This window comes from Rhizobacter sp. P2_D12 (genome assembly GCF_056404395.1).
Genome location: NZ_JBFUEB010000018.1, coordinates 34,235 through 49,320, shown reverse-complemented (window position 1 = coordinate 49,320; position 15,086 = coordinate 34,235). Strand labels below are relative to the sequence as shown.

The window sequence follows — 15,086 nt, the reverse complement described above, 5'->3', positions numbered from 1 at the left end:
CCGAATCAGTGGGGTGGAGAGAGGTGAGCGAACAAGCCGAGAAAGACTCTGCGAAAGAGCGCAAGGATGACGCTGGAAAGCGTTCAAGGAGTCCAATGCAGGAAGTTGCGGTACAGGGCTAGCCCGTGCTCGGCACTTTTCTCGGGGTGGAACTGCGTGGCGAAAATGTTATCCCGAGCCAGCGCGCAGGTAAAGCGCACGCCGTAATCGGTTTCACCCGCACTGTGCGCCGGATCGGCCGGTTGTGCGTAGAAGCTGTGCACGAAATAGTAGTAGGCCGCATCGGGCACGCCCGCCCAGATCGGGTGCGCCCGCACCTGGTGCACCTGGTTCCAGCCCATCTGCGGCACCTTGTAGCGGCTGCCGTCGGGCTGCAGCTGGCCGGCCAGCTGGAAGCGGCGCACCTCGCCGGGCACCAGGCCCAGGCCCTCGGTGGGCCCCTCTTCGCTGCGCGACAGCAGCATCTGCATGCCCACGCACACGCCCATCAGCGGCTTGTTCGCCGCGGCATGCAGCACGGCCTCCTGCAGGCCCGATTCGCGCAGCTCGCGCATGCAGTCGGGCATCGCGCCCTGGCCGGGCAGCACGATGCGCTCGGCGGCATACACCTCGTCCGGCTTCGAGGTGACGATCACGTCCACCCCTTCGCCGCGCGCCACGTGCAGCACCGCCTGCGACACCGAGCGCAGGTTGCCCATGCCGTAGTCGACGACGGCGACGGTGCGTGCCATCTAGAGGCTGCCCTTGGTGGACGGGATCACCCCCGCCGCGCGCGGATCGATCTCCAGCGCCATGCGCAGCGCGCGCGCAAAGGCCTTGAAGATCGTCTCGCACTGGTGGTGCGCGTTGTCGCCCTGCAGGTTGTCGATGTGCAGCGTGACGCCGGCGTGGTTCGAGAAGCCCTGGAAGAACTCGTAGACCAGCTGGGTATCGAGCGCGCCGATCATGCCGCTCTTGAAGTCGACCCGCATGTGCAGCCCCGGCCGGCCCGAGAAGTCGATCACCACGCGCGACAGCGCCTCGTCCAGCGGCACGTAGGCGTGGCCGTAGCGCCGCAGGCCCTTCTTGTCGCCCACCGCCTTGGCCATCGCCTGGCCGAGCGTGATGCCGACGTCTTCCACCGTGTGGTGGCCGTCGATGTGCAGGTCGCCCTTGGCGTCGATGTCGAGGTCGATCAGCCCGTGGCGGGCGATCTGGTCGAGCATGTGGTCGAAGAAGCCGATGCCGGTCTGGAACTTCGCGGCACCGGTGCCGTCGAGGTTCAGGCTGACGCGGATCTGCGTCTCGTTGGTGTTGCGGACGACCTCCGCCTTGCGTTCCACGGCACTCATCACAGGCTTTCCTTCAAGGCTTGCAGCATCTTGGCGTTCTCGTCCGGCGTGCCCACCGTCAGCCGCAGGCAGTTGGCCAGCAGCGGGTGCAGGCCGGCGACGTTCTTCACCAGCACGCCGCGCTCGCGCATGCCGGCGAAGGCGCGGGCCGAATCGGCGACGCGGGCCAGGATCATGTTGGCCTCGCTCGGGAACGGCTTCACGCCCGGCAGCTCGCGCAGCGCGGCCAGCAGCCGGTCGCGCTCGCTGCGGATGATCGCGGCCTGGCGCGCGTACTCGTCGACGTGTTCCAGTGCGAACAGCGCCGCTTCGCAGTTCAGCACGCTGATGTTGAACGGCGGGCGCAGCTTGTCGACCTCGGCGATCAGCGGCTTGCGCCCGATCAGGTAGCCGATGCGCACGCCGGCCAGCCCGAACTTGCTCATCGTGCGCATCAGCAGCACGTGCTCGTGGCGCTTCAGGCGCTGCATCGAATCGCGCGCGGCGAACGGCTGGTAGGCCTCGTCCATCACCACCAGGCCGGGCGCGGCCTCGATGATGGCGTCGATGGCCGCGTCGTCCCACAGGTTGGCGGTCGGGTTGTTCGGGTAGGCGAGGTAGACCAGCGCCGGCTGGTGCTCGCGCACCGCGGCCAGCATGGCCGGCAGGTCGAGCTCGAAGTCGTCGGTGGTCGGCACGCCGACGAAGGGCAGGCCCTGCAGCTTGGCCGACATCGCGTACATCACGAAGCCCGGCAGCGGCGCCAGCACGCGGTTGCCCGGCACGTCGCAGGCGAGCGCCAGCAGCGAGATCAGCTCGTCGGAGCCGTTGCCCAGCATGATGTCGCAGTCGGCGGGCATGCCGGCATGCTCGGCGAGCTTGGCGCGCAGCAGGTCGCCGCGCTCGGCCGGGTAGCGGTTGAGGGCCACGTCGGCCAGGCGCCTGCCCAGCGCCTCGCGCAGCGCGGGCGGCAGCGCGAACGGGTTCTCCATCGTGTCCAGCTTCACCAGCCCGGCCGAAGGCTGCACCGCGTAGCCGTGCATCGACTGGATGTCCTGGCGGATCACCCGTTTCATGCGTTCGTTCAGCGCGGCGCTCATGGACGGTTTCCTTTCAGTCGAAGTTCGGCAGCCCGGGCATGCGCCTGCAAGCCCTCGCCATAGGCCAGTTCGGCGGCGATCGGCCCCAGCACCTGGGCACCGGCCTCGCTGACCTCGATCAGGCTCGAGCGCTTCTGGAAGTCGTAGACACCCAGCGGCGACGAGAAGCGCGCAGTGCCCGAGGTCGGCAGCACGTGGTTCGGCCCGGCGCAGTAGTCGCCCAGGCTCTCGCTGGTGAACGCGCCGAGGAAGATCGCGCCGGCATGGCGCAGCATCGGCTCCCAGCGCCCGGGTTCGGTCGCGCTGACCTCCAGGTGCTCGGGCGCGATGCGGTTGCTGATCTCGCACGCCTCTTCCATGCTGCGGGTGTGGATCAGCGCGCCGCGGCCTTCGAGCGACGCGCGGATCACGTCGCGGCGCGGCATGGCCGGCAGCAGGCGATCGATGGCCTCGGCGACGCGCGCGATGTAGGCGGCGTCCGGGCACAGCAGGATGCTCTGCGCCAGCTCGTCGTGCTCGGCCTGGCTGAACAGGTCCATCGCGACCCAGTCGGGCGGCGTGCTGCCGTCGGCCAGCACCAGGATCTCGCTCGGGCCGGCGATCATGTCGATGCCGACCTTGCCGAACACGCGGCGCTTGGCGCTCGCGACGTAGGCGTTGCCCGGCCCGGTGATCTTGTCGACCGCCGGCACGGTGGCCGTGCCGTAGGCCAGCGCGGCAACGGCCTGCGCGCCGCCGAGCGTGAAGGCCCGGTCGACGCCGGCGATCGCGGCGGCGGCCAGCACCATCGCGTTGCGTTCGCCCTTCGGGGTGGGCACCACCATCACGATCTCGCCGACGCCGGCCACCTGGGCCGGCACCGCGTTCATCAGCACGCTGGACGGATACGCCGCCTTGCCGCCGGGCACGTAGATGCCGACGCGGTCGAGCGGCGTGACCTTCTGGCCGAGCAGCGTGCCGTCGGCATCGCGGTAGCTCCACGAGCGGCCGCAGGCGTCGAGCTGGCGCTCGTGGTAGCTGCGCACGCGCTGCGCCGCCGCTTCGAGGGCCGCGCGCTGCGCCGGCGTGATGGCGTCCAGCGCGGCGAGCAGCTCGGCGCGCGTGATCTCCAGCGCCGCGACCGACGGCGCGCCCAGCCCGTCGAAACGCAGGGTGTACTCCAGCAGCGCCGCGTCGCCGCGCGCCTGCACGTCGGCCAGGATCGCGGCCACGCGCTCCTCGATCGCATGATCCGTCTCGGCCGACCAATGCAGCACGCGCTGGAAATCGGCGTCGAAGCCGGGCGCGGTGGTGGTGAGCTGGCGGATCTTCACGCTCATGGTCTTGACTCGATGGCTTGGGAAAATGCGTCGATGATCTGGCGCAGCGGCTCGCGCTTGAGCTTCAGCGCCGCCTGGTTGACGACCAGGCGCGACGAGATCTGCATGATCTCCTCGACCTCGACGAGGTGGTTGGCCTTCAGCGTGCTGCCGGTCGACACCAGGTCGACGATGGCATCGGCCAGCCCGGTCAGCGGCGCCAGCTCCATCGAGCCGTACAGCTTGATCAGGTCGACGTGCACGCCCTTGTCGGCGAAGTGGTCGCGCGCGACGCCGACGTACTTGGTGGCGACGCGGATGCGCGAGCCCTGCTTCACGGCCGCGGCGTAGTCGAAATCGGCCCGCACCGCGACGCTCATGCGGCACTTCGCGATGCGCAGGTCGAGCGGCTGGTACAAGCCCTGGCCGCCGTGCTCGAGCAGGATGTCCTTGCCGGCCACGCCCAGGTCGGCGCCGCCGTACTGCACGTAGGTGGGCACGTCGGTCGCGCGCACCAGCACCACGCGCACCTCGGGCTGGTTGGTGCCGAGGATCAGCTTGCGCGATTTCTCCGGGTCTTCGGTCACCTCGATGCCGGCCGCCTTCAGCAGCGGCAGGGTCTCGTCGAAGATCCGACCTTTCGACAGTGCAAGCGTCAGCATCACTTGACTCTTTCGATGTCGGCGCCGATGCCGCGCAGCTTGGCTTCCATCTGGTCGTAGCCGCGGTCCAGGTGGTAGATGCGGTCGACCACCGTCTCGCCGTCGGCCACCAGCCCGGCGATCACCAGGCTGGCCGACGCGCGCAGGTCGGTCGCCATCACGGTGGCGCCGGACAGGCGCTCGACGCCGCTCATCACCGCGGTGTGGCCGTCGACCTCGATCTTCGCGCCCAGGCGCACCAGCTCGTTGACGTGCATGAAGCGGTTCTCGAAGATCGTCTCGGTGACCTTGGCCGAGCCGTCGGCGATGCAGTTCAGCGCCATGAACTGGGCCTGCATGTCGGTCGGGAAGGCGGGGTATTCGCTGGTGCGAAAGCCCACCGCGCGCGGGCGCTTCGCGTTCTTCACGCGGATCCAGTCATCGCCGGACTCGATCGTGACACCGGCCTCGCGCAGCTTGTCGATCACCGCGTCGAGGTGGCCGGCGCGGGCGCGGCGCAGCACGACGTCGCCGCCGGTCGCGGCCACCGCGCACAGGAAGGTGCCGGTCTCGATGCGGTCGGGGACGATGCGGTGGCTCACCCCCTGCAGGCGATCCACGCCCTGGATGCGGATCCTGCTGCTGCCGTGGCCTTCGATCTTCGCGCCCATCGCGATCAGCATCTCGGCCAGGTCGGGGATCTCCGGCTCCTGGGCCGCGTTCTCGAGCACCGTCTCGCCGTCGGCCAGCGTGGCGGCCATCAGCAGGTTCTCGGTGCCGGTGACGGTGACCATGTCGGTCGTGATGCGGGCGCCCTTCAGGCGCCTGGTCTTGGCGATGATGTAGCCGTGCTCGACGACGATCTCGGCGCCCATCGCCTGCAGGCCCTTGATGTGCTGGTCGACCGGGCGCGAGCCGATCGCGCAGCCGCCGGGCAGCGACACGGTGGCCTCGCCGAAGCGCGCCAGCAGCGGGCCCAGCACCAGGATGGACGCGCGCATGGTCTTGACCAGGTCGTACGGCGCTTCGGGCGAGGTGACGGCGGCGGCGTTCAGCGACACGGTGTCGGGCACCGACTCGCTGCGCTCGGCGGTGACGCCCATGTTGCGCAGCAGTTTCAGCGTGGTGCTGACGTCCTGCAGGCGCGGCACGTTGGTCAGCGTGACCGGCTCGGCCGTCAGCAGCGCGGCGCACAACTCGGGCAGCGCGGCGTTCTTGGCGCCGGAAATCGTGACCTCGCCGTTCAGTTGGCGGCCACCGCGGATGAGGAGTTTGTCCATGGCTTGGGTGTCGCCCAGGCCCGACACGGCTGAATGACCTGCACCCGCAGGCCCGCCAGCCGCAGCGGACACTGCGGCTGGGTTCAGTGGTGGTGGTGGGCCGAGGCAGGCTCGGCAGCGTGGGCCCACTCGGCGGGCGTGAGGGTCTTCATCGACAGCGCGTGGATTTGCTCGCGCATTCTATCGCCCAGGGCCTGGTAGACGCGCTGGTGGCGCGCGACGCGGCTGGCACCCTCGAACTCCGCCGAAACGATGGTGGCGAAGAAATGGCGGCCGTCGCCCTCGACCTGCAAGTGCTCGCAGGCGAGCCCTTGCGCGATGTAGCGCTGGACGTCGTCGGGGGTGGGGTCGGCCATAAGGACCGCGATTATGACCCAGGCCGAAAGGCCCGCGGGTCAGTGGCGGATCTTGTAGCCGATGCGCAGCAGGTGCAGGCAGAGGCCGCAGACGACGACCAGGGTCCCGCCCACCACCGCCAGGCTGGTCCACGGCGACACGTCGCTGACCCCGAAGAACCCGCGCCGGAAGCCGTCGATCATGTAGAAGAACGGGTTCAGGTGGCTGACCTTCAGCCACAGCGGCGGCAGCGAATGCACCGAGTAGAAGACGCCGGACAGGAAGGTCATCGGCATCACGATGAAGTTCTGGAACGCGGCGATCTGGTCGAACTTCTCGGCCCACAGGCCCGCCACCAGCCCCAGCGCGCCCATCATCGCCGCCCCGGCGACCGCGAAGGCCAGGATCCACAGCGGCTGCACCACCGTCAGCGGCGCGAACCACAGCGTCACCAGCAGCACGCCCAGCCCGACCACCAGGCCGCGCACGATGGCCGCGCCGACGTAGGCCAGGAACCAGGCCCAGTGGCTGAGCGGCGTGACCAGCAGGAACACCAGGTTGCCGGTGATCTTGCTCTGGATCAGCGACGAGCTGCTGTTGGCGAAGGCGTTCTGCAGCACGCTCATCATCACCAGCCCGGGGATCAGGAAGGCGGTGTAGCTGACGGTGCCGTAGACCTTGACGTGGTCCTCCAGCGCATGGCCGAAGATCAGCAGGTACAGCACGGCCGTCAGCACCGGCGCGGCCACCGTCTGGAAGCTGACCTTCCAGAAGCGCAGCACTTCCTTGTAGAGCAGCGTGCGCGTGCCCGACAGCAGGCCCGGCGCGGCGCTCATACCTTCACCTCCGGCCCGTTCATGATGTCGAGGAACACGTCTTCCAGGTCGGCCCGGCCGATCTCCAGGTCTTCCGGCTGGCAGCCGGCCGCACGCAGGATGCCCAGCACCGCCTCGACCTCGTGCGCGTCGTGTGCCTTGATCTGCACGATGCGCCCGGTCACGCGCGACTGCGCCGCCAGCTCGGGCGGCAACGGCGCGTCCATCTTGAAGCGCAGCATCGTGCTGGCGGTGCCGGCCAGCAACGCCGACGTGCGGTCGAGCGCGACCACGCGGCCCTGCTTCAGCATCGCGATGCGGTTGCACAGCGCCTCGGCCTCTTCGAGGTAGTGGGTGGTCAGCAGCACGGTGTGGCCTTCCTTGTTCAGCCGTGCGACGAAGTGCCACAGCGTCTGGCGCAGCTCGACGTCGACGCCGGCGGTCGGCTCGTCGAGCACGATCACCGGCGGGCGGTGCACCAGCGCCTGCGCGACCAGCACGCGGCGCTTCATGCCGCCCGACAGCTGGCGCATGTTGGCGTTGGCCTTGTCGGCCAGGCCCAGGTGGTGCAGCAGCTCGTCGATCCAGGCATCGTTGCCGCGCACGCCGAAGTAGCCGCTCTGGATCACCAGCGCCTCGCGCACCGTGAAGAACGGGTCGAAGACCAGTTCCTGCGGCACGATGCCCAGGCTGCGGCGCGCTGCCGCGTAGTCGGTGACGACGTCGTGGCCGAGCACCGTGACGCGGCCGCCGGTGGCGCGCGACAGGCCGGCCAGGATGCTGATCAGCGTGGTCTTGCCGGCGCCGTTGGGGCCGAGCAGGCCGAAGAACTCGCCCGGCTCGATGTCCATGCTGACCTCGGACAGGGCACGCACTTCGCTGTGCGCGCTGAGATAGGTCTTGCTGACCTGCTGGAACGAGATGGCTGCCATGTTGACCCGGGAGGAGGCCGCGATTGTAGGCAGCGCGCCCGGATCGCGCTGGCGCGGGCAAATACCGGCCGGGTCGCTGCGGACTTGGTGCTAGATTGCCCGCGCAGGGACCCGCCCGTCGCCAGAAAAGACAAGCCAGAACGACAACGATGGCCACCGCCTCGAAAGACCCGAAGAAGCCGCGCCGCACCGCCGAGCGCATCCTCGAGGTCACGCTCGACCTGTTCAACCGCTTCGGCGAGCCCAACGTGTCGACCACGCTGATCTCGGCCGAGATGAAGATCAGCCCGGGGAACCTGTATTACCACTACCCGGCGAAGGACGAGCTGATCAATGCGCTGTTCGGCCGCTACGAGCAGGCGCTCGGCGAGCTGCTGCGCGCGGCCGACGACGTGCGCAACGTCGAGGACGCCTGGCTGTTCTTCCACATGCTGTTCGAGCTGATCTGGCAGCACCGCTTCCTGTACCGCGACCTGAACGACCTGCTGTCGAAGAACCGGCGGCTGGAGACGCAGTTCCAGAAGGTGCTGGAGAACAAATCGTCGGCGGTGCGGGCGGTGCTGGACGGGCTGTCGCGCGGCAGCAGCATGCGCATCGACAGCCGCGAGGCCGAGCCGGTGGCCACCGCGATGGTGGTGGTGCTGACCTACTGGCTGAGCTACGAGTACGTGCGCGACCCGCGCCGCGCGCTCGAGCCCGAGAGTGCCGGTGCCGCGCTGCTGCGCGGTGCGGCCCATGTGCTGAGCTTGCTGATGCCTTACCTCGATGCCGGCGCGCGCGAGCACCTGCTCAAGCTGGTCGGCAATTACCAGAAGCGATGAATCGAAGGAGACAGAGATGGCCAAGTGGACCGCCTTCCCGTACGACGCCGCGGAGTACAGCTTCGACGCCGCCGCGCTGAAGAAGAAGTGGGCGCGGCTGCACGCCGGCGATGCCGAGCCGCTGCCGAAGGACGACAAGGTGCTGGCCGCGTGGGGGCTGTACCACGCGGGCGAATTCCAGAAGGCGGCCGAGGCCGGCCTGAAGGCCGGCGGCGCCGGCGTCACGGTGGCCAACAAGGCGCAGGCGATCTACGCCAACTACCTGGAGAAGAACGAGAAGACCAAGCTCGCGCTGTTCCTGGAGGTGGCCGAGCGCGCCGAGGCGCAGGCCGGCGAGGACCCGAAGAACGCCAACGCCTGGTACCTGATGGCCTATGCGCTGGGCCGCTACAGCCAGGGCATCAGCGTCGCCAAGGCGCTGGCGCAGGGGCTGGGCAGCAAGGTCAAGGGGGCGCTGGAGACGGCGATCCAGCTGCAGCCCAGGCATGCGGATGCGCACATCGGGCTGGGCACCTTCCATGCCGAGGTGATCGACAAGGTCGGATCCTTGCTGGGCCGCACCCAGGGGGCGAGCAAGGATGCTGGCTTGACCATGTTCAAGGCCGCGCTGAAGCTGAACCCGGATTCGGCGATCGCGATGGTGGAGTACGCGAACGGGCTGGTGATGCTCGAAGGCGACAAGAAGATGAAGGAGGCCGAGAAGCTCTACGCGGACGCGGCGGCCTGCAATCCGGCGGATGCGATGGAGCGGCTCGACGTGGAGATGGCGCGGGCCGAGTTGGAGGAGTAGGCCTGCGCAGGCCGATCCCGGATTGGCATCCGGGCTACGAGGCTCTCATGCGGGCCGAGCGCCGGGCCGCCCCAAGCCGGCCCGCGTCCCCTCGGGGGACCGACCGGTGTACCCACCGGGCGAGGAGTCGCCATGTCACCCGGATGCCAATCCGGGATCGGCGGACCGTTGCAACCGCCGACGCAAGCCTTCCAGATCAAGCACCCGCAGTCCACCGTACTCGATGCGGATGAGCCCCTCGGCCTGCAACGCATGCAGCGCCTCGTTCACCCGCTGCCGCGACAGCCCGACGAGGTACCCCAACTCCTGCTGCGTGATCCGCAGCAAGGTCCCGACCCCCGGGTACAGCACCGGATGGAACAAGGAGGCCAGGCTGCGCGCCACCCGCGCATCCGGATCGTTCAAGCGGTCGATCTCGCGCGCCCCGATGAACTGCCCCAACCGCTCGTTCAGCTGCTGCATCACGAAGCGGTTGAACGGAATGCTGCGGTCCACCAGCCAGTGGAAGGTCTCGACCGAGATGCCCGCCACCACGCTCTTGCGCAGCGCCTGGATGTTGTAGCGGTAGACCTCGCGCTTGAGCACCGTGCCCTCGCCGAACCAGCCGCCCGGCGGCACGCCGGTGAAGGTGATCGGCATGCCCAGCGCCGAATCGTTGCTCATCTTCAGCAGCCCGTCGATCACGCCGAACCAGAAGGTCGCCGGCCGGCCGACGCGGCACAGCAGTTCGCCCGCATCCACCTGCACCACCTTCAGGTCGCCCACCGCGCGCTCGCGCTCTTCGGCCTGCAAGGGCTGCAGCCACGGAATGTCGCGCAACTCGTCGTCGGTCGCCGCCCGCGCACGCGTGCGCAGCGGTGCCGCAGGCGGATCGCCGGTCAGCGCCGGCACGAGTCCCGAAACAGGCATTGCGGGTTAGACCGAAGGGGGGTGTCCCTAGGATTGTCGTCAGAACGACAACCTGACGTCAAACTTGTTCGTACAGTCGGTCGCAACAACAAGGAGACAGGCGGTGCAGACGACGTTTCCCCGCCTGATGCTGGACCACGCCGCGCAGCGGCCGGACGCCCCGGCCTTGCGCGAAAAGGAGTTCGGCATCTGGCAGACGCTGAGCTGGTCGCAGCTGGCCACGCTGGTGCGCGAGCTCGCCGGCGGCCTGGCGCAGGCCGGGCTGCAGCGCGGCCAGCACGTCATCGTCGTCGGCGAGAACCGGCCGCGGCTCTATGCCTCGATGCTGGCGGCGCAGTCGCTGGGCGCGATCCCGGTGCCGCTGTACCAGGATGCCGTCGCCGCCGAGTTCGTGTTCCCCATCACCAACGCCTCGGTCGCCTTCGCGGTGGTCGAAGACCAGGAGCAGGTCGACAAGCTGCTGGAGATCCGCGCGCAATGCCCGGGGCTGCAGCACATCTGGTTCGATGACCCGCGCGGCCTGCGCCACTACAGCGAACCCGGCCTCGCGCCACTGGATGCGCTGGTCGAAGCCGGCCGTCTCTTCAACGGCAGCCACCCGACCCATGTCGACACCCAGGTGCAGCACAACCGGCCCGACGATGTCGCCGCGATGTTCTTCACCTCCGGCACCACCGGCCACCCGAAGGGCGTCGTGCACACGCATGCGAGCCTGATCGATCGCGCCCGCGCCGGCGCCCGCTTCGACAAGCTGACGCATGCCGAAGAGGTGCTGGCCTACCTGCCGCCGGCCTGGATCGGGCAGAACGTGTTCTCGTACGCGCAGTGGCTGGCCTGCGGCTACGTCGTGAACTGCCCCGAGTCGCCGGCCACCGTCAGCATCGACCTGAAGGAGGTCGGTCCCACCTACTACTTCGCGCCGCCGCGCGTCTTCGAGGCGCTGCTGACCAGCGTGATGATCCGCATGGAAGACGCGAGCGCGCCCAAGCGCTGGCTGTTCCAGCGCTGCATGGCGCTGGCGCGCCGCGTCGGCCCGGCGCGCATGGACGGCCAGCGGCTCGGCCTGGCCGACCGCATCGCCTGGGCACTCGGCAACCTGCTGGTCTACGGCCCGCTGCGCAACACGCTCGGCTTCTCGCGCGTGCGCGTTGCCTACACCGCCGGCGAGGCGATCGGGCCCGACCTGTTCAGCTTCTACCGCTCCATCGGCATCAACCTGAAGCAGTTGTACGGCTCCACCGAGACCGCCGTGTTCGTCTGCCTGCAACCCGACCACCAGGCGCGCTCCGACACCGTGGGCATCCCGATCGACGGCGTCGAGATCCGCGTCGGCCACGACGGCGAGGTGCAGGTGCGCTCGGCCGGCCTGCTCAAGTGCTATTTCAAGAATGCGGCCGCCACCGCCGAGGTGCTGTCGACCGACGGCTGGTACCGCACCGGCGACGCCGGCTTCCTGGACGCGCAGGGCCACCTGAAGATCATCGACCGCGCGAAGGACGTCGGCCGGCTGATGGGCGGCGCCAACGACGGCGCGATGTTCGCGCCCAAGTACGTCGAGAACAAGCTGAAGTTCTTTCCGTACATCAAGGAGGCCGTGGCCTTCGGCGACCGGCGCGAGAAGGTCTGCGCCTTCGTCAACATCGACATGGAAGCGGTGGGCAACTGGGCCGAGCGGCGCAACCTGCCGTATGCCGGCTACGCCGACCTGGCGCAGAAGCCCGAGGTGTACGAACTGGTGCGAGACTGCGTCGAGAAGGTCAACGCCGACCTCGCCGCCGACGACAAGCTGGCCGGCAGCCAGGTCACGCGCTTCCTGGTGCTGCACAAGGAGCTCGATGCCGACGACGGCGAGCTGACGCGCACGCGCAAGGTGCGGCGCGGCTTCATCGGCGAGCGCTACCAGGTGCTGGTGGACGCGCTGTACGACGGCCGCGCGTCGCAGTTCATCGAGACCGCCGTCAAGTTCGAGGACGGACGCAGCGGCGTCGTCTCGGCCGACCTGCGCATCGCCGATGCCAGGACCTTCTCGCCGGTGCGGAGCGCCGCATGAGCAGGGAAATCGGCGACGTCATCCTCGACGTGAAGAACATCAGCCTGTCGTTCGGCGGCGTGAAGGCGCTGACCGACATCAGCTTCGACCTGCGCGAGCACGAGATCCGCGCCATCATCGGCCCCAACGGGGCCGGCAAGAGCTCGATGCTGAACTGCATCAACGGCGTCTACCAGCCGCAGCAGGGCTCGATCTCGCTGCGCGGGCGCACCTTCCGCCACATGAACTCGCGCCAGGTGGCCGAGATGGGCGTGGCGCGCACCTTCCAGAACCTGGCGCTGTTCAAGGGCATGAGCGTGCTCGACAACATCATGACCGGCCGCAACCTGCGCATGAAGAGCAACCTGCTGCTGCAGGCGCTGCGCATCGGCCCGGCCGAGCGCGAGGAGATCGAGCACCGCCGCGTGGTCGAACGCATCATCGATTTCCTGGAGATCCAGCCCTGGCGCAAGACGCCGGTCGGCAAGATGCCGTACGGCCTGCAGAAGCGCGTCGACCTGGGCCGCGCACTCGCGATGGAGCCGCAGGTGCTGCTGCTGGACGAGCCGATGGCCGGCATGAACGTCGAGGAGAAGCAGGACATGAGCCGCTTCATCCTGGACGTCAACGACGAGTTCGGCACGACCATCGTGCTGATCGAGCACGACATGGGGGTGGTGATGGACATCAGCGACCGGGTCGTCGTGCTCGACTACGGCAAGAAGATCGGCGACGGCACGCCCGGCGAGGTGCGCGACAACCCCGACGTGATCCGCGCCTACCTCGGAGTGCAGCACTGATGGGCTTCTTCCTCGAAACCCTGTTCGGCGGCCTGATGGCGGGCATGCTGTATTCGCTGATCGCGCTCGGCTTCGTGCTGATCTACAAGGCCTCGGGCGTCTTCAACTTCGCGCAGGGCGCGATGGTGCTGTTCGCGGCGCTCGCGATGGCGCGCTTCTCGGAATGGTTCCCGCTGTGGTTCCACTTCGACAGCAAGCTGCTGGCCAACGTGCTGGCCTTCGTCGCCGCGGCGGCGGTGATGGTGGTGGTGGCGTGGCTGATCGAGCGGCTGTGCCTGTCGCGCCTGGTCAACCAGGAAGGCATCACGCTGCTGATGGCCACGCTGGGCATCGCCTACTTCCTCGACGGCCTGGGCCAGACGCTGTTCGGCAACGACATCTACAAGATCGACGTCGGCATGCCGAAGGAGCCGCTGCTGGTGCTGCAGGGCAGCTTCGAGGGCGGGGTTCTGATCAGCCAGGAGGACCTGGTGGCCGCCGTCGTCGCCGCGACGCTGGTCGCGCTGCTGGCGCTGTTCTTCCAGAAGACCTCCACCGGCCGCGCGCTGCGGGCGGTGGCCGACGACCACCAGGCGGCACAGTCGATCGGCATCCCGCTCGACCGCATCTGGGTCATCGTGTGGTCGGTGGCCGGCATCGTCGCGCTGGTGGCCGGGATCATCTGGGGCAGCAAGCTGGGCGTGCAGTTCTCGCTGTCGCTGGTGGCGCTGAAGGCGCTGCCGGTGGTGATCCTCGGCGGGCTCACCTCGATCCCCGGCGCGATCCTCGGCGGGCTGATCATCGGCGTCGGCGAGAAGCTGTCCGAGATCTACCTCGGGCCGATGCTCGGCGGCGGCATCGAGATCTGGTTCGCCTACGTGCTGGCGCTCGTGTTCCTGCTGGTGCGGCCGCAAGGCCTCTTCGGCGAGAAGATCATCGACCGGGTCTGACACCATGCTGTACAGAGAGAACGGCCAGTTCAAGACCAGCTACCGCGCCGACCAGCAGATCTTCCCGGTCCTGCAGGACCGCGTCGCGATGCTGGGCCTGCTGGCCATCGCCTTCATCGTGCTGCCGCTCGCGGCGCCCGAGTACCTGTTCCGCGCCATCCTGATCCCGTTCCTGATCCTGTCGCTGGCTGCGCTGGGCCTGAACATCCTGGTCGGCTACTGCGGCCAGATCTCGCTCGGCACCGGCGCCTTCATGGCGGTGGGCGCCTACGCGGCCTACAACTTCCAGGTGCGCATCCCCGGCATGCCGCTGATCGCGTCGCTCTTGCTCGGCGGCCTGTGCGCGACTGCGGTGGGCGTGCTGTTCGGCATCCCGTCGCTGCGCATCAAGGGCCTGTACCTGGCGGTCGCGACGCTGGCCGCGCAGTTCTTCACCGACTGGGCCTTCCTGCGCATCTCGTGGTTCACCAACAACTCGTCGTCCGGCTCGGTCAGCGTCTCCGGGCTGAACGTGATGGGCCTGCCGGTCGAGTCGCCGGTGTCGCGCTACCTGCTGTGCCTGGGCTTCGTCTGCGTGTTCGCGCTGCTGGCGAAGAACCTGGTGCGTTCGAGCATCGGCCGCGAATGGATGGCGATGCGCGACATGGACGTCGCCGCCGCGGTGATCGGCATCCGCCCGATGTACGCCAAGCTCACCGCCTTCGCGGTCAGCTCGTTCATCGTCGGTGTGGCCGGCGCGCTGTGGGGCTTCGTCCACCTCGGCGCCTGGGAGCCGGCGGCCTTCAACATCGACCGCTCGTTCCAGCTGCTGTTCATGGTGATCATCGGCGGGCTCGGCTCGATCAGCGGCAGCTTCATCGGCGCTGCCTTCATCATCCTGCTGCCGCTGCTGCTGAACCAGGTGCCGATGTGGTTCGGCATCCCGCTGTCCACCGCGCTCGCGTCGCACCTCGAATCGATGATCTTCGGCGCGCTGATCGTGTTCTTCCTGATCGTCGAGCCGCACGGGCTCGCGCGGCTGTGGTCCACCGCGCGCGAGAAGCTGCGGCTGTGGCCCTTCCCTCACTGACCACGCCCTCAAAGACCACCAACGGAG

Annotated in this window: 16 protein-coding genes; 6 read left to right on the top strand and 10 right to left on the bottom strand. The window is 68.5% G+C overall.

What is annotated here, in order from left to right:
• Positions 1-83: 83 nt before the first annotated feature.
• The 9 genes from hisH to AC1DYN_RS08540 all read right to left on the bottom strand — a co-directional run bounded on the left by hisH (position 84) and on the right by AC1DYN_RS08540 (position 7,712).
• On the bottom strand, positions 84-731 hold the full coding sequence (hisH, locus tag AC1DYN_RS08580) for an imidazole glycerol phosphate synthase subunit HisH (RefSeq protein ID WP_477958700.1): 648 nt from the start codon (positions 729-731) through the stop codon (positions 84-86).
• A complete protein-coding gene (hisB, locus tag AC1DYN_RS08575) occupies positions 732-1,331 on the bottom strand; it encodes an imidazoleglycerol-phosphate dehydratase HisB (RefSeq protein WP_477958699.1) in 600 nt (199 codons plus the stop codon).
• Positions 1,331-2,410, bottom strand: coding sequence for a histidinol-phosphate transaminase (gene hisC, locus AC1DYN_RS08570; protein WP_477958698.1), 1,080 nt, complete (start codon positions 2,408-2,410; stop codon positions 1,331-1,333). Before hisC ends, hisB begins: the two co-directional genes overlap by 1 nt.
• Positions 2,407-3,729 (bottom strand): histidinol dehydrogenase, encoded by a 1,323-nt coding sequence (gene hisD / locus AC1DYN_RS08565; RefSeq protein WP_477958697.1) that lies wholly within the window; start codon positions 3,727-3,729, stop codon positions 2,407-2,409. The genes hisC and hisD overlap by 4 nt, the downstream gene beginning before the upstream one ends.
• Complete coding sequence (gene hisG / locus AC1DYN_RS08560; protein WP_477958696.1) at positions 3,726-4,370, bottom strand: ATP phosphoribosyltransferase; 645 nt, start codon at positions 4,368-4,370, stop codon at positions 3,726-3,728. The genes hisD and hisG overlap by 4 nt, the downstream gene beginning before the upstream one ends.
• Positions 4,370-5,629, bottom strand: a complete 1,260-nt coding sequence (gene murA, locus AC1DYN_RS08555) for a UDP-N-acetylglucosamine 1-carboxyvinyltransferase (RefSeq protein ID WP_477958695.1) — start codon at positions 5,627-5,629, stop codon at positions 4,370-4,372. The genes hisG and murA overlap by 1 nt, the downstream gene beginning before the upstream one ends.
• Before the next feature lie 83 nt (positions 5,630-5,712).
• The gene (locus AC1DYN_RS08550) at positions 5,713-5,985 is read right to left on the bottom strand and encodes a BolA family protein (protein ID WP_477958694.1); all 273 of its coding nucleotides are present in this window, start codon (positions 5,983-5,985) and stop codon (positions 5,713-5,715) included.
• Between the two features lie 39 nt (positions 5,986-6,024).
• Complete coding sequence (locus tag AC1DYN_RS08545; RefSeq protein ID WP_477958693.1) at positions 6,025-6,801, bottom strand: ABC transporter permease; 777 nt, start codon at positions 6,799-6,801, stop codon at positions 6,025-6,027.
• On the bottom strand, positions 6,798-7,712 hold the full coding sequence (locus AC1DYN_RS08540; RefSeq protein ID WP_477958692.1) for an ABC transporter ATP-binding protein: 915 nt from the start codon (positions 7,710-7,712) through the stop codon (positions 6,798-6,800). Before AC1DYN_RS08540 ends, AC1DYN_RS08545 begins: the two co-directional genes overlap by 4 nt.
• Before the next feature lie 149 nt (positions 7,713-7,861).
• Here AC1DYN_RS08540 and AC1DYN_RS08535 point away from each other — a divergent pair, with 149 nt between their 5' ends.
• Together AC1DYN_RS08535 and AC1DYN_RS08530 are read left to right on the top strand one after the other, a co-directional pair.
• A complete protein-coding gene (locus tag AC1DYN_RS08535; protein WP_477958691.1) occupies positions 7,862-8,533 on the top strand; it encodes a TetR/AcrR family transcriptional regulator in 672 nt (223 codons plus the stop codon).
• A gap of 16 nt (positions 8,534-8,549) precedes the next feature.
• Positions 8,550-9,323 carry a tetratricopeptide repeat protein gene (locus tag AC1DYN_RS08530; RefSeq protein ID WP_477958690.1) on the top strand — a complete coding sequence of 258 codons (774 nt, stop codon included), beginning with the start codon at positions 8,550-8,552 and terminating at the stop codon, positions 9,321-9,323.
• A 135-nt stretch (positions 9,324-9,458) separates the two neighbouring features.
• Here AC1DYN_RS08530 and AC1DYN_RS08525 read toward each other — a convergent pair whose 3' ends face one another.
• On the bottom strand, positions 9,459-10,232 hold the full coding sequence (locus tag AC1DYN_RS08525; protein WP_477958689.1) for a Crp/Fnr family transcriptional regulator: 774 nt from the start codon (positions 10,230-10,232) through the stop codon (positions 9,459-9,461).
• Between the two features lie 103 nt (positions 10,233-10,335).
• Between AC1DYN_RS08525 and AC1DYN_RS08520 the strand changes: the two genes are divergently transcribed.
• From AC1DYN_RS08520 to AC1DYN_RS08505, 4 genes are read left to right on the top strand one after another with little or no spacing between them, the layout of a single operon-like run.
• Positions 10,336-12,282 (top strand): AMP-dependent synthetase/ligase, encoded by a 1,947-nt coding sequence (locus tag AC1DYN_RS08520; RefSeq protein WP_477958688.1) that lies wholly within the window; start codon positions 10,336-10,338, stop codon positions 12,280-12,282.
• Complete coding sequence (locus AC1DYN_RS08515; protein WP_477958687.1) at positions 12,279-13,061, top strand: ABC transporter ATP-binding protein; 783 nt, start codon at positions 12,279-12,281, stop codon at positions 13,059-13,061. The genes AC1DYN_RS08520 and AC1DYN_RS08515 overlap by 4 nt, the downstream gene beginning before the upstream one ends.
• Positions 13,061-13,990: a branched-chain amino acid ABC transporter permease gene (locus AC1DYN_RS08510; protein ID WP_477958686.1), complete on the top strand. Its 930-nt coding sequence runs from the start codon at positions 13,061-13,063 to the stop codon at positions 13,988-13,990. The genes AC1DYN_RS08515 and AC1DYN_RS08510 overlap by 1 nt, the downstream gene beginning before the upstream one ends.
• Before the next feature lie 4 nt (positions 13,991-13,994).
• A complete protein-coding gene (locus tag AC1DYN_RS08505; RefSeq protein WP_477958685.1) occupies positions 13,995-15,059 on the top strand; it encodes a branched-chain amino acid ABC transporter permease in 1,065 nt (354 codons plus the stop codon).
• The last annotated feature ends 27 nt before the right edge of the window (positions 15,060-15,086 follow it).